A 12,312-nucleotide genomic window follows, 5' to 3' on the forward strand; every position below is an offset into this window, starting at 1 on the left:
TTTCGGCTGGGCCAAGACCGTGGGGCGCATGCGCCAGGTGATGGTGCGTGGCTTGAAGAAGGTGGACCAGATGTTCGTGTTGAATATGGCGGCCTACAACCTTGTGCGCATGCGATCGCTGGCACAGGTGCGTCCATAGTGGCGGGAAAGCGGCAATGAGGCCAAAAAAGTAGCCTCAAACCGCCGAAACAACGTTGAATTCGCGTTGAGATTGCGCAATCTGAAAAATTTTGCGGCAGGAGCCGCGTAAGCGGAACAAGGCCGTCTCCGTTGGGCTGTATTTCAGCGGCCTGTTAGGCCCGCCGTATCCGGTCGCGGGCGCAATCGCGTCAAGCGGTAAGGGGGGCACAATGGCAACGATCGATTCCCGGATTCGGGTGGCAATTTCTGCCGGACTGATTTTCCTGTTAGCCGCTTGCGGCGGCGGTGGCGGAGGAGGAGGAGGCGGCGGCTCGAGTAGCGGCACCAGCACGCCGGCGGGCGGCGTGAAGCTGCAGGTCGTTTCGTTCGGCGACAGCCTTTCCGACGTCGGGACCTACGCGCCGCTTGCGAGCGCCGTGGGCGGCGGACGGTTCACGACCAACCCTGGTCAGGTCTGGTCCCAGGATATCGCGCAATACTATGGCGACACCCTGAACGCCGCGTACACCGTCGGTCTCGATCACAAGCTGAGCGCGCAAGGCGGCTTCGGCTACGCAGAGGGCGGCTCGACGGTCGCCACGCCAGCCAACCAGTACGACTTCCTCTCTGACGTGATCGGCAACATCGAAATGCCGGTTAATCAACAGGTGTCGAGCTACATCTCCGCTCACGGCACCTTTAACTCCGGCCAACTCGTGCTGGTCTGGGCCGGCGCGAACGACGTGCTGCGCGCCGGCAATCCGCCGACCGCCAATACGGTCGTGCAGACTGCCGCCACGACGCTCGCCCAAATCGTCGGACAGATCGTGCAGGCCGGCGCCACGCATGTCGTGGTGATCAACGTGCCGAACATCGGCCTCTCGCCCAAGGGCATCACCTCGGCCGACGGCGGCGCAAACCTGACCCAGCTATCGCAGCTCTTCAACTCGACATTGAACGGCGCGTTGCAGACGGCCGGCCTGCAAGGCAAGGTCATCGAAGTCGATTCCTACACGTGGATCACGCAGCTCATCGCGAACTTCCAGACGAACGGATTCTCCGTGTCCAACACGGCCCAGGCGTGCGACCCTTCGAAAACGCCGGACAATACGTCGCTGCTCTGCTCGCCCGCCACCTACGTCGCGGCCCATGCCGACCAGACTTATATGTTCGCCGACGACCTTCACCCGACCACGCACACACATTCGCTGTTCGCGCAGTTCGTCGAGCAGCAGATCGCGGCGAGCGGTCTGGGTCACTGAGTGCTGGGCTTACGTGGCCGCGCCGGGATGGGCGCGGCCATTTTCAAGAACATCCCGCGCATCACTTCGTTCGCTATCCATATTATTTCCAGGTCTGGAAATATGGCCCCAAAGCCCGCTGCGCTCGGCTCGCCTCCATCATTTGATGGAGATCGCAAGCCCCCTGAAGGCTGCGCACGGCGGCGCTTAGCCAGCACACGCTTACCAGAAGAGTTGACCTACACTCATTGCGTGACGCATTTCGCAACCCGCTCGACGTGACCGCGCTATGCAGCGAGGAGACCATCGCCTGCCATCGGTGCGCATCGCAGGCAGTGCGAGCAGTCGTTCGTTGTGAATCCCGATTCTGGCGCCTCAGCACCGTGTGCCCCCGCCGGTGTGTCTGCCAGAATCCTGTGGCGAGTGCGACGGTTGAAGACTCGTCGCGTCACGTTGAAGGAGCGACCATGCGCGCACTCGACATCATGACCGAGTCCGTCGTCACCGCCACGCCGGAGATGACGATCCACGACGCCGCGACCTTGTTCGTCGACAATCATATCGGCGGCCTGCCGGTCATCGACGCAACGGGAAAGGTCGTCGGCATCGTCAGCCATAGCGACCTCCTGAATCGAATAGAGAACGGCCCGAACCGCTCGAAGCGCGCGTTGTGGCTCGACATTCTGTCTTCGTCTCCGCGCGAACAAGCCGCGAAGTCCGTGCGTGAGCATGGGCGCGTCGTGGGCGACGTAATGTGAGAGAGACGCGTGATCCGCATTGCTGCCGAGAGTGTCGCCGGCGTCAAGCGCGTCGAGACCCACCTGGAATTTCCTGGCGTAATTCCCACGCTCCAGCACAGTCGTCAAGATTCCTGAGGATTCCCGGCGATTCGCGTGGCGCCGGCGGGTCCGATATAGTTGGCCCGCGGCCGCAGCAGCGTGCCGCTGGTCATCTGCTCGATGGCGTGCGCCATCCAGCCCACGCTGCGCCCAATGGCGAATAGCGCGAACACTGCGTCTTCCGGCAAGCGGCAATAACCCGCAAGCGCGGTGAGCGCGATGTCGATCGTTGGCGCAAGACCGCGCGATACGTGCACGTGCTCGATCAGCGCGCGCACTTCGTCCGGCGCATCGAAGGCCGCGAGCAGGTCCGCCGCACGCGGGTCGCCTTGCGGGTACAACTCGTGACCGAAACCGGGCAGCGGCCCGTTCTCCTTCAGCCAGCGCTCGACCGCCGCGACCACACCCATCTCTCGCACATTAGCGAGCAGCGCCTGCACGCGCAGTGCGGCGTCGCCGTGCAAGGGCCCGGCGAACGCGGCCAGGCCCGCCAGCATGCACGAGCCGAGCGACGCCCCCGTCGATGCCGCCACACGTGCCGCAAACGCCGACGTCGTCAACTCCTGGTCCGCGAGCAATGCAAGCGCGCGCCGCAGCAAGTCCGCCTGTGCTTCGCACCGCCACGCTCGCGCAAGACGCGCATGCAGCGCGCCGCTATCGCCGAAGCGGCCGATATCGGCCGGCTTGACGAAGGCGCTCGCGAAGCGACCGACGAGCCTGGCCGCTTCCTCATTCAACTGTGCAGCGTCAGGCGCGCCGCTCGCACGCGGTTGCGCCGAAGCCAGCGCGATCGACGCATATACCCGCGCACGCGGCGGCGCACCCTCGGGTACGCTCACGTCGTCGTCGAAGGTGGGGAAGACCGGCGCCGCGTCCGTTTCCCATAAGCATCGAGCCACGTCTTCGAGCGTCGCCCGGCTCGCCAGTTCGATTGCATCGTGGCCGCGGTAGTAAAGCCGCCCCCGCGCGATCGTGGAAATGCGCGTGTTGATGATGGGCTCGCCCCACGCCATCGTGCTCGCTGCGATGCTCTTGTGGGCGCGGCCAAGGTCACGCTTCTTCCTGAGCGCCGCGACGTCCGAGCCGCGGTACAGCTTGCGGCTCGCGTGCTCCGGGTCCCAGCGCACTTCGATGCGCCCGCGGCTCACATACGCATACAAGGTCTGCTTGCGCACGCCCAGCGCGTGGCAGGCCTCCTCCTGTGTCATCCAGATTTCCACTAGGTTTCCACGAGTTTTCAGGTTGATTGGCTTAATCAAGATTGACGCGTACTGGCGGGGTGCGTCAAATACAGTCAATCTGCCCCGGGCATGGAGACGATGCTTGCGGGTACGGATCGATAATGATACCCGCGGCTTCGAGCGCGGGACTGGAGACATCGATGTCAACGCAGAGGACCGCCGGCTTTGCCGCCACCGAAGTCACGGGCGCCACTCGCGCCACCCGCACGCGATTCACGATTCTGGCCGCCATCCTGCTGCTCGCGACGGTCGCCTATGCAGACCGCGCGATCCTCTCGATTGCCGGGCCCGGCATTGCAAAAGAATTCGGGCTCAACCATATTCAGCTCGGCTACGTGCTCTCGGCGTTCAGCTGGGCTTATGTGGTCGGCCAGATCCCGGGCGGCCTGCTGCTCGACCGGGTCGGCACGAAAGTCATGTACGCCGCCACACTGATCCTGTGGTCGCTCGCCACGATTCTCGTCGGCTTCGTCGGCAGGGTCACGACCGATGTGTCGATGGCGCTGGGCCTGCTGTTCGCCCTGCGCTTCGCGCTCGGACTCATCGAAGCGCCGAGCTTCCCCGCCAACAGCCGCGTGACGGTCATGTGGTTCCCGAAGGAGGAGCGCGGCTTCGCCACGTCGCTGTTTGCGTCCGCATCGTATTTCGCCGTGGCGATCTTCTCGCCGTTCGCGGGCTGGCTCACCGGCAAGTTCGGCTGGCCCGCGCCGTTCTTCGCGCTCGGCCTGATCGGCATTGCCAGCGCCGGAATCTGGGCGCTCGTCATGTACGAGCCGCGCAAGCACCCGCGCATCTCGCCCGCCGAACTCGACCGCCTCGTGGCGGGCGGCGCGATGATCGACATCGACTCGAAGCTCGAGCGTCTGTCGCGGCCCGCCGTGTCCGGCAAGGCACTGCGTATGCTGCTCGGCAACCGCATGCTCTGGTGCTCGTATATCGGCCAGTATTGCGTGATCGCGCTGAGCTATTTCTTCATCACGTGGTTTCCGATCTACCTCGTGCAGGCGCGCGGCATGAACGTCATGGAGGCCGGCCTCGCGACGATGCTGCCCGCCATCGCGGGCTTTGTCGGCGGCATCGCGGGCGGCGCGATTTCAGACGCGCTGATCCGGCACGGCTGGAGCGTTTCGTGGGCGCGCAAGACGCCGTATATCGTCGGCATGGCCGTGGGCTGCTGCATCGTGTTCTCGGCGTTCACCGAGAGTAACACCGTGATCGTCCTGCTGATGACGCTCGCCTTCTTCGGCAAAGGCGCCGCGGCCGGCGCGGGCACGTGGGCCATTGCATGCGATACCGCGCCGCGTGAAGCCGTGGGCCTTGCCGGCGCGATTTTCAACTGCATCGGCAATATCGGCGGTATCGTCACGCCTATTGTGTTCGGCTATATCGTGCAGGCAACGGGCGGCTACACGGCAGGTCTTTATTTTGTAGCGGCACACTGTGTGGTCGCGGCGCTGGTTTACCTCGTGTTCATGGGCCGCATCGAGCGCGTGAAAGTCAGCTGAGCCCGCGAGCGCACGCACTAAACGAAGCAAGGATTCATCGATTCATCATGGCAAAACCCATCATTCTCAACGCGGCCGAATTGCCGGAACGCACCCAGGCGGAACTCGCGTCGCTCTTCACGATGCTCGATCTGCCGAAGGCGCCGGACGACGCGGCGGCGTTCCTAGCGCAGCATGGCGCGTCCATTCGCGGCATTGCGCTGCGCAAGACGAAGATCGACGCGGCGTTTCTCGACGCCCTGCCCGCACTGGAGATCATTGCGAGCTATAGCGCCGGACTCGATAATCTCGACGTGAAAAGCGCGCAGGCGCGCGGTATCCGCATCGAGAATGCCTCGCACGTGCTGGCCGAGGATGTCGCGAACACCGCTATTGGCCTCGCACTCGCGCTCACGCGCGATATCGTGCAGGCAGATGCATATGTGCGTTCCGGCAAGTGGCCCGAGCACGGTGCGCTGCCGCTTGGCCGCTCGATCTCGCGCATGAAGGTCGGCATTGTCGGGCTCGGCATGATCGGCGCGGCGATCGCGAAGCGGCTCAAGGCATTCGGCTCGCAAGTCGCGTATTACGGGCCGAACCGCAAGAGCGTTGATTTACCGTACTACGACGATGTCACGCGTCTCGCAGCCAATAGCGACATGCTGATCCTCACCTGCCCGCTGACGCCGCAAACGCATCATCTGGTGAATGCGGCCGTGATCGACGCGCTCGGGCCCCAAGGCTTCCTCATCAACATCGCGCGCGGCCCCGTGGTGGATGAAAAGGCACTGATCGCGGCGCTCGATGCGCAACGGCTCGCGGGCGCGGCGCTCGACGTGTTCGAGCACGAGCCACACGTGCCGCAGGCACTGATCGACAACCCGCGCGTCGTGCTCACGCCGCATATTGGTTCGGCCACCGAAGAAACGCGCACGGGCATGGCGGACAACGTGGTCGATATGCTGGCGGCCCACTTTGGCATTGCGAGTCCGCGCAGTGCGCCTGCGCAAACCCTCGAAAACGCCGCCGCAGCCTGAAGGCTACACGAGGCGGCTCAAGCCGATTCGCGCGCGACGATCGTGAACCCCACGTCGAGCGCGCGAGGCTCGCTCACGCTGGTTTCGCCGCTCAGGCGGTCGAGCAGAAAACGCGCGGCGTTCACGCCGATACGGGTGCCCTCCACGCGCACTGTCGTTAGCTGCGGTGTAGTTTCGGTCGCGAATTCCAGATCGCCGAAGCCGCAGACCGCCAGTTGCGAGGGCACTTGCACGCCCATCTGGCGCGCAGCGCCGAGCGCGCCGATGGCGAGCAGATCCGAGCCGCAGAACACGGCGTCGATATCCGGCCCGCGTTCGAGCAAGGGCGGCAGCGCGCGCTTGCCGTGCGCGACCGAACTGGGCGGCGCGACCAGTTCTTCGGGCACGTCCTCGATGCCTGCCTGCGCGAGCCGTTCGCGAAAGCCCGCGCGGCGCGCGAGCGCGCGAGCGTCATTGGCGGAGATGAGCGCGGGACGGCGGGCGCCGCGCGCGAGCAAATGCGCAGCCACTGCGGCGCCGATCTGGTAGTGAGAAAAGCCCACGAGCATGTCGATCGGCGTATCGGTCATGTCCCACGTTTCGACCACGGGAATACCGACGTTCTTCAGCCGCTCGCGCAACGAATCGGTATGCGCGACGCCCGTGAGCAGCACGCCTTCGGGGCGGCGGCTCAATACCGTATCGAGCAGGCTTTCTTCGTTCGACGCGCTATAGCCGCTCAACGCGAGCAGCACCTCGTAACCCGCGCGCGACATCGTCTCGCTGAACACCTGAATGGTTTCCGAAAACAGCGAGTGCGAAACGGTCGGCACGATGGCCGCGATGAGCCGCGAGCGCGCCGACGACAAACCGCCCGCCAGCCGGTTCGGCACGTAGCCCAGCTTCTGCACGACCTGACGCACGCGCTCCAGCGTTTCCGGCGCAACCGACTCCGGGTTGTTGAACACGCGCGACACTGTGATGGGCGAGACGCCCGCCTGCGCGGCCACGTCGGTGATGCGAAGACCCTTCGGCCCGCCGCGCGTGCGCTTCGTGCGCACGGAGGCGTCCGCGTGTTCGATGCTCGGAGCGGGTTTGATGGTCGACATGAACTTGAACGGAGGTGGGCAATGCGCGGCTATTGTAGCGAAACCGCCTCGCAGCCTAGCGCGCGTTGTTCGGCAGCGGCGTGCCGTCAACGGTTTGCGGCGTGCGGTTGCCACCATCGCCACGGCGCAGGATCATGGCGGTCACGATCGCGAAGATCACCATGCACGCGGCGGGCACGAGCATGGGCATGCGCGTGCTGCCCGTTGCCTGCTTCACGAAGGGCACGAGGTTTTGCGCAATGAAGCCGCCGATATTGCCGAGCGAATTGATCGCCGCGATGCCCGCCGCGGCACGCGCGCCGTAGAGGAATTTGGGCGGCAGCGTCCAGAAGCACGGAATCAGCAGATACATGCACGGCGCGCCGAGACACAACGCGGCGAAGCGCAGCGCGTGGCCAGGCAGAAAGACCGACGAAACGAAGAACACCATGCCGAGCAGCGACGACACCAGCATCGCGACGGTCGCATGGTTGCTCGCGCGCAGGCGCGAAGGCAGCGTGGCGAGCACGATCGTCGCCAGCAGCCAGGGGATGATGTTGAGCAGCCCGTTCGTCGTGTTCGTCACGCCAAAGCCTTTTACGAGCGTAGGCAGCCAATAGCTCACGCCGTACACGGAGATCGACAGCATCATGTAGTAGAACGCCATGCCGAGCACGCGCCGCTCCGTGAACACGCTGAGCACCGAGCCGTGGCGCGCCCGGCTGCGCGCGGCCGCGCTTTCGGTCGAGAGCGTGTGCGTGAGCCAGCGCTTCTCGCCTTCCGAGAGGAACTTCGCCTGCTGCGGGGCCTGAGGCAACAGGAACAGCACGACGATCGTCAGCAGAACCGATGGAATGCCGGTGACCACGAACACGAGCTGCCAGCCTTGCAGGCCGAACAGTCCGCCCTTGTCGAGCAGCCAGCCGCAGATCGGCGCGCCGATCATGTTGCCGAGGCTGCTGCCCACCGTGAAGTAACCGAGCATGCGCACGCGGTGGCGCTGCGGGAACCACAGCGTGAGGTAATAGATCACGCCGGGATAGAGCCCGGCTTCCGATGCGCCCAGCAAAAAGCGCAGGATGTAGAACATCGTGGCGTTGCGCGTGAAGGCGAGCAGGATCGTGACCACGCCCCACGTGAACATGATGCGCGCCATCCAGCGCGGCGCGCCGTACTTGTGGAGCAGCACATTGCTCGGCACCTCGAACAGCAGATAGCCGATGAAGAAGAGCGAGGCGCCAAGCCCGTATGCGACTTCGGAAAGCCCGAGGCTGCCGAGCATCTGCAGCTTCGCGAAGGCGATGTTGGAGCGGTCGATATACGCGACCAGGTAGAGCACGCCGAGCAGCGGCATCAGCCGCCAGCCCATGCGGTTGATCAGACGCGGCTCGTCGATCGCTGCGGTGGCATCGTTCACGTTGTCTCCTGAGCCCGCGTCATGCGCGGGCCTCTGTTTATCGGTATCGTCCTGCGTGCTGCGTGCGTTATTTTGCCTGCTGATCGCACCATGCGCGATACGCCGCCAGCGTTTCCTCGTTGGGCGGATACGTGCCGCGCAGTGCGAGTCCCGACTCGATACGCTCGGTGATGAACGCTTCGAGCCGCTCCTGCTCGGTGGCGTCGCGCGCCACTTCCTCGGCCATTTCGTGCGGCACGATCACCACACCGTCGGCATCGCCCACCACGATATCGCCCGGATAAACGGCCACGCCGCCGCATGCGATCGGCACGTTCAGGTCCACGGCGTGATGCTTCGCGAGATTGAGCGGCGCGCTCGCCCCCGCGCACCAGATGCGCAGGCCAAGCGCCGCGATCGTGCCGCTGTCGCGCACGGGTCCGTCCGAAACCATGCCCGCCACGCCGCGCTTGGCGAGGCGCAGCGCGAGAATCGAGCCCACCGATGCCACGGTGCGGTCGCCGCGGCAGTCCTGCACGAGCACGCTGCCCACGGGCGCGGTTTCCACGGCCTTGCGCTGCGGGTGGTCCGGATTCTGGAACACGCCCACGTGGTCGAGGTCCTCACGCGCAGGAATATTGCGCAGCGTGAACGCCGGACCGACGAGATTCGGCACGCCCGGCTCAGGCTTCACGAGCGGCGCCACGCCCTGCAGAAACACGTTGCGCAGGCCGCGCTTGAAGAGTTGGGTCGTGAGCGTGGCGGTGCTCACGTGACGCAGTTGCTCGAGCGCGGCTTCGCTGACTGGCGGGTTCGATGCGGGGTTCGGTGCGGTCATGATCGGTGATGTCTTCAATGATGGGGATTAGTGAATTTCGGGTTCGGCGCCGTGGGCTTCGCACGACGTGGCGGCCGGCGTTTCGAGGAAGTCGAAATCGCAGCCCTTGTTCGCCTGCGTCACGTGCAATTGATGCATCACACCGAAGCCGCGCTCGAACGGCCGCTTCGGCGGCGTCCACGCCGCCTTGCGCGCGGCGAGTTCCGCGTCGCTCACATGCAGATGCAGGTGACGCGCCTCGACGTCGAGTTCGATGATGTCGCCGTCTTTCACGAGCGCGAGCGGGCCGCCCACGAACGATTCGGGCGCCACGTGCAGCACGCACGCGCCGTAGCTCGTGCCGCTCATACGCGCGTCGGAAATGCGCAGCATGTCGCGCACGCCTTGTTTCAACAGCTTCTGCGGAATCGGCAGTTGGCCCCATTCGGGCATGCCCGGCGCGCCCACCGGGCCGGCGTGCTGCAACACGATCACGGAGTCGGCGCTCACGTCGAGGTCTTCACTGTCGATGCGCGCCGCCATGTCGTTGTAGTCCTTGAACACCACCGCGGGGCCGCGATGCCTGAGCAGATGCGACTCCATCGCCGCGGGCTTGATGACCGCGCCGTCCGGCGCGAGATTGCCCGTGAGCACGGCGAGTCCGTCGCGCGCGACGAGCGGATTGCTGCGCGTACGAATCACGTCGTCGTTGAAAATCTCCGCACCCGCGATGTTCTCGCCGAGCGTCTTGCCGTTCACGGTCATCTGCGTGCCGTCGATCAGGTCGCCCAGTTCCACGAGCAGTGCGCGCAGACCACCCGCGTAATAGAAGTCCTCCATCAGATACCGGCCCGCGGGGCGGATATTGCCGAGCACCGGCGTCACGCGCGCGAGTTCGTCGAAGCGCGCGGTGGTCAGATCGATGCCCGCGCGGCGCGCGACGGCCACGAGGTGGACGATCGCGTTGGTCGAACCCGACATCGCGAGCACGGTGGTCACGGCGTTGTCGAATGCCTTCGCGGTGAGGATGTCCGACGGCTTCTGGTCGGTCCACACCATCTCGACAATGCGCTGCCCCGTGAGCGACGCATACTGCGCGTGACGCGAATCCGCGGCGGGAATCGACGAGAAGCCGGGCAGCGTGAGGCCGAGCGCTTCGGTCGCGCTCGTCATCGTGGAGGCCGTGCCCATCGTCATGCAGTGGCCGGGCGAGCGTGCAATGCCGCTCTCGATGCCCTTCCACTCGTCTTCGGTGATCTTGCCCGCGCGCAGCTCCGCCCAGTACTTCCATGTGTCCGAGCCGCTGCCGAGCGTGCGGCCGTTCCAGTTGCCGCGCAACATCGGCCCGGCGGGCAGATAGATGGCGGGCAGGTCCATGCTGATCGCGCCCATCAGGAGACCCGGCGTGGTCTTGTCGCAGCCGCCCATCAGCACGCAGCCGTCGAACGGGTAGGACTTGAGCAGCTCCTCCGTCTCCATCGCGAGGAAGTTGCGGTAGAGCATGGTGGTGGGCTTCTGGAATGGCTCGGCCAGCGTCATGACCGGCATCTCGACCGGAAAGCCGCCCGCCTGCCAGATGCCGCGCTTCACTTCCTCCACACGCTGCTTGAAGTGGGTGTGGCACGAGTTGATCTCGCTCCACGTGTTCACCACGGCGATGACGGGCTTGCCCATGTAATCGGACGAGTGATAGCCCATCTGCGCGGTGCGCGAACGGTGGCCGAACGAGCGGAGGTCGTTGACGCCGTACCAGCGGTAGCTGCGCAGGTCTTCGGGCTTCTTACGGACTTGGGACAAGGTGCTCTCCATGATAACGCTACCATTTCGACGGATAAAAAAAGCCGTCGAAGGCCGGCGGGTGGGCATTGCGCCGCCGGTGACGTGATGGGGCGAATGGTAGCGTTATCATTGGCGGGGCGATCCTGGGGGAAGTACGGAGCGCGGCAAAGGCCTTCGTCCGCGACTACCCGTGTTGTGCCGAGCACAGCCGTTCGCCGCCCCTAAGTGTTCACAATCTCTTCCAGCGTCAGGGCGGGCTCGCTAAGCGCCTGGCTTACCGTCATGGCGCGCACGCGCATGATGTCTTCCAGGGTCGGGACGGCACCAGGCGTGACGCTATGCCCCGTTTGCGCGATCTCGGCAAGCTCCGCCTTGATGGCATCGGCAACGCGGCGGCGATCGTGCACGGCGAGGTCGGGAGACTGCCAGACCACCACGAGCGCCGCCTTCAGGAAGTCGTCCGCTTTGTCCTGCTCGCCTTGAATCGCTGCGGCAATCGCCTCGTTCAACGGCTCCTCGATATTGGGCATGCGCCAGTTGTCGCGTTCGCTGCGCCCTTCAATACGCAGCAGCATATAGTCGAAACCTTCGAGCGGCTCGTGTGTTCCATTCTGCCGCTCGTAATGCAATCGGCCGCCCTTGACCGAAAGGCGTGCGGGATCCACGTCTTTCGTGGACGCGAGGATCAGTGCCCGGTAACCGGGCTTGAGAACGCTGCCGCCGCGGCCGTCGTCGGCCACGTATTCCCGATGGAAGCCGAATACCATCCCGCCAGTGCCTTTTTGCAGAAGACTTTGCATGCCCGCGTTCACCTTGTCCGCGATCTGCAGCGTCTGACTAAGCGGGGCACCCACGAGTCCGGAAAAATTCTTCAGGATACCGATAGTTTCCGAAACGTAGTCCCGTCCCTTCAATGCAATCAAGGCAGACTGGATTTTGACCTTTCCCCCTTTGAAGGGCATCAAGTCGGTCAAGGCATAGCTTTCGAACACGCCGGGCCCAGGCTGACCGGTACCATCCGTCACATGTGTGACCCTGACAGGCTTGCCCCCGAATTCGAGTTCGATGCCCGTATGAACGGCAGGAAATTGCTCGACAAACCATTTTTTGTCCTTCGCAAGGAACATGTCGTCCAGCCAGATGCGCAGATAGTCGCGCATCGGCTTGATCGACTCGACCGGACCTGGCAAGTCGGTCCTTTCGATGGGAATCTCATGGCTAATGTAGTGTTGTGCATCGCTCTTCAGCCAGCTTTGAATCTTGTCCCAGAACGTATCGGACATGGCTCACC

Annotated in this window: 10 protein-coding genes and 1 pseudogene; 5 read left to right on the plus strand and 6 right to left on the minus strand. The window is 64.5% G+C overall.

All coding sequences use genetic code 11. The features are described 5' to 3' along the window. From E1N52_RS32140 to E1N52_RS32150, 3 genes and pseudogenes are all read left to right on the plus strand, one after another. Positions 1 to 139 (plus strand): annotated as a pseudogene (locus tag E1N52_RS32140) (IS5/IS1182 family transposase); the annotation flags it as partial. 211 nt (positions 140 to 350) lie between these two features. Further along, positions 351 to 1,382, plus strand: coding sequence for an SGNH/GDSL hydrolase family protein (locus E1N52_RS32145; RefSeq protein WP_133187478.1), 1,032 nt, complete (start codon positions 351 to 353; stop codon positions 1,380 to 1,382). Between the two features lie 446 nt (positions 1,383 to 1,828). Beyond that, entirely contained in the window at positions 1,829 to 2,119 is a 291-nt protein-coding gene (locus tag E1N52_RS32150; RefSeq protein ID WP_342777913.1) for a CBS domain-containing protein, read from the plus strand. A gap of 104 nt (positions 2,120 to 2,223) precedes the next feature. Here the strand turns inward: E1N52_RS32150 and E1N52_RS32155 are convergent, their stop codons facing one another. Then, positions 2,224 to 3,408 (minus strand): citrate synthase family protein, encoded by a 1,185-nt coding sequence (locus tag E1N52_RS32155; RefSeq protein WP_133187480.1) that lies wholly within the window; start codon positions 3,406 to 3,408, stop codon positions 2,224 to 2,226. Between the two features lie 173 nt (positions 3,409 to 3,581). On the opposite strand from E1N52_RS32155, the gene E1N52_RS32160 reads away from it, so the two are divergent. Together E1N52_RS32160 and E1N52_RS32165 are read left to right on the plus strand one after the other, a co-directional pair. Further along, positions 3,582 to 4,946, plus strand: coding sequence for an MFS transporter (locus tag E1N52_RS32160; protein WP_133187482.1), 1,365 nt, complete (start codon positions 3,582 to 3,584; stop codon positions 4,944 to 4,946). A 47-nt stretch (positions 4,947 to 4,993) separates the two neighbouring features. Beyond that, a complete protein-coding gene (locus E1N52_RS32165; RefSeq protein ID WP_133187484.1) occupies positions 4,994 to 5,962 on the plus strand; it encodes a 2-hydroxyacid dehydrogenase in 969 nt (322 codons plus the stop codon). Between the two features lie 17 nt (positions 5,963 to 5,979). Here the strand turns inward: E1N52_RS32165 and E1N52_RS32170 are convergent, their stop codons facing one another. The 5 genes from E1N52_RS32170 to E1N52_RS32190 form a co-directional block, all read right to left on the minus strand. Then, complete coding sequence (locus tag E1N52_RS32170) at positions 5,980 to 7,050, minus strand: LacI family DNA-binding transcriptional regulator (RefSeq protein WP_133187486.1); 1,071 nt, start codon at positions 7,048 to 7,050, stop codon at positions 5,980 to 5,982. Positions 7,051 to 7,105: 55 nt separating this feature from the next. Next, complete coding sequence (locus tag E1N52_RS32175) at positions 7,106 to 8,398, minus strand: MFS transporter (protein ID WP_425468173.1); 1,293 nt, start codon at positions 8,396 to 8,398, stop codon at positions 7,106 to 7,108. A 115-nt stretch (positions 8,399 to 8,513) separates the two neighbouring features. Next, entirely contained in the window at positions 8,514 to 9,263 is a 750-nt protein-coding gene (locus E1N52_RS32180) for a ribonuclease activity regulator RraA (protein WP_133187490.1), read from the minus strand. A 27-nt stretch (positions 9,264 to 9,290) separates the two neighbouring features. Further along, positions 9,291 to 11,039 carry an L-arabinonate dehydratase gene (gene araD / locus E1N52_RS32185; RefSeq protein WP_342777915.1) on the minus strand — a complete coding sequence of 583 codons (1,749 nt, stop codon included), beginning with the start codon at positions 11,037 to 11,039 and terminating at the stop codon, positions 9,291 to 9,293. Positions 11,040 to 11,242: 203 nt separating this feature from the next. After that, positions 11,243 to 12,304 carry a hypothetical protein gene (locus tag E1N52_RS32190; RefSeq protein ID WP_133187494.1) on the minus strand — a complete coding sequence of 354 codons (1,062 nt, stop codon included), beginning with the start codon at positions 12,302 to 12,304 and terminating at the stop codon, positions 11,243 to 11,245. Positions 12,305 to 12,312 lie beyond the last annotated feature (8 nt).

Source organism: Paraburkholderia guartelaensis (assembly GCF_004353905.1).
Classification (GTDB): Bacteria; Pseudomonadota; Gammaproteobacteria; order Burkholderiales; family Burkholderiaceae; genus Paraburkholderia; species Paraburkholderia guartelaensis.